2 protein-coding genes are annotated in these 2,117 nt (G+C 64.3%); both read right to left on the bottom strand.

The genetic code is table 11. From position 1 onward, the window contains the following. The coding region (locus tag RMN84_RS10575) for an aldehyde dehydrogenase family protein (RefSeq protein WP_309612134.1) at positions 1-1,195 on the bottom strand (1,195 nt) is incomplete at its 3' end. Beyond that, on the bottom strand, positions 1,188-2,117 hold a 930-nt coding region (locus RMN84_RS10570), incomplete at its 5' end, for an MFS transporter (protein ID WP_309612133.1). The genes RMN84_RS10570 and RMN84_RS10575, both read right to left, overlap by 8 nt.

The following is a 2,117-nucleotide window of genomic DNA, read 5'->3' as shown; positions in this document are numbered from 1 at the left end:
CGTCTTCCTCGTCGTCATAAGGCAGGATCGACAGGACCGGGCCAAAGATTTCCTCGCGCGAAATCGTCATGCCGTGGCTGACATTGCCAAACACCGTCGGACGGACGAAATAGCCGCGTGCAAAACCCTCCGCCCGACCAGGTCCGCCAGCAACGAGATCAGCGCCTTCGCCGATCGCGACTTCGATCAACCGCTGGATCTTGTTATATTGCGCCTTGCTCGCGACCGGTCCGAGATGCGGCCCTCGGACCGTCGGATCGCCGAGCGTCACCGCCTGCGCCACCCGCCGAGCGATCGCCACCGCCTCGTCATAGGCCGATGCTTCGACCAGCATCCGCGTCGGTGCGTTGCACGACTGGCCGCTGTTCCCGAAACAATGCAGGACACCGCGCGTGACGGCCGCCTCCAGTCCGTCGTCGGCAAAGACGATATTGGGCGACTTGCCACCAAGCTCCTGCGACACGCGCTTGACCGTGTCGGCCGCTGACTTCGCGATCTGGATTCCGGCGCGGGTCGATCCGGTGAACGACACCATGTCGACTTGCGGATGGCTGGTCAGGGCATCGCCGATCGCCCCTCCGGTGCCGTGGACCATGTTGAACACGCCCGCCGGGAACCCCGCCTCGTCGATGAACTCGGCAAATAGCTGGGCCGAGAGGGGCGCCATTTCGCTTGGCTTGAGGACCATCGTGCAGCCCGCGACTAGCACCGGGCCCACTTTCGCCGCGATCTGGTTCATCGGCCAGTTCCACGGCGTGATCAGCACGCAGACCCCGACTGGCTCATGAACTAGCATGGCACCGGCGCCGATCGGCCTTTCCCACTCGAGCGCACGCGCCGCCGTGATCGTCTCGCGCAGATGACCCAGACCGCATTCCGCCTGGGCATCGTGAGCGAGGTCATAAGGCGCGCCCATCTCGGTCGAGATCGCGAGCGCCATTTCGTCGTAGCGCCGCCCGAACACCGCGATGAGGCGTTCCACCAGCGCGATCCGCTCGTCGAGCGGCATAGCGCTATATGATCCGAACGCCGAACGCGCTGCGTCAACCGCACGGTCGACATCGTCGCGGCCGCACAGCGCGATCGTCGCAATGCGCTCCTCATTTGCTGGATCAACCGCGTCAATCGTCGCTTTCGACGTCAGCGGAGAGACCCATTCGCCCGCGATATACGAGCGCAAAGCGTCATCAACCATGACCGATCGCCCGCTCCTGATCGGCAATGATGGTCTTGGCAGCCGCGAAATAATGAAAGGCCGCCCAGAAGCCGGTTGGCGCGAGGATCAGCAGCGCCGTACGCAGCGATGCCGCGTCGGCGCCCTGCGGACCGGCGAAATAGTCGCTCATCCATCCCACCACTTGCGGCGCAACGATCAGGTTGAAGACATTGGCAACGAGCAGCGCGATGGCGGTGAACATCGCCCGCATCCGCGGCGGTGCCAGATTCTGACCAAGCGCGAATGCCGGCCCAATGTAGAAATAGATTGCCGGGATGAAGATCCACCACATCGCCGTCGCGATGGAGAGCGAGTGGGTATAATAAGCGATGATCGACGGGATCGTCGCCAACCCCGTAACGGCGCCGAGCAGGTACACGATCCGGCGCGGATCGACGAACGTCGGCCGCGCGAGTAGCCATGCCGTCAGAAGCGATGCCGAAATTCCCATGATTAGATGGATCGGCCCGACGATCGCTCCCGCCGCTCCGACGTCCAGATTGTACGTCCGCTGGATGAAGGTCGGCGTGAACCACATCAGGCCCCATCCCCACAGCGCCGACACGCCGCTTCCCATGATCAAATGGACCGCCGCCTTCTGCGAGCGGATGAATTTAAGGCTCTCCATCAACGTCGGCGCGGGGCTATCGGACACGGCGTCGAGCTGGCCGCGCCTGGGCTCCTTGACGGTGAAATAGACGATCAGCGCGAGTAGCACGCCGGGCACACCCAGGACGAGGAAGGCTGCGCGCCAGCCATAGGCATGCGCGACCGCGCCCGCCATGTCGGCCCCGAGCCACGCCCCGATCGGCGCGCCCAGCGCGAAGATGGTCATGGCCATTGGCCGCCGGTCCGCTGGAAAATAATCGCCGATGATCGCGTTGCACGCCGGGGTTCCGCC

The organism is Sphingomonas sp., assembly GCF_031380695.1.
Lineage (GTDB): Bacteria > Pseudomonadota > Alphaproteobacteria > Sphingomonadales > Sphingomonadaceae > Sphingomicrobium.
This window is presented reverse-complemented; position numbering and strand designations above follow the sequence as displayed.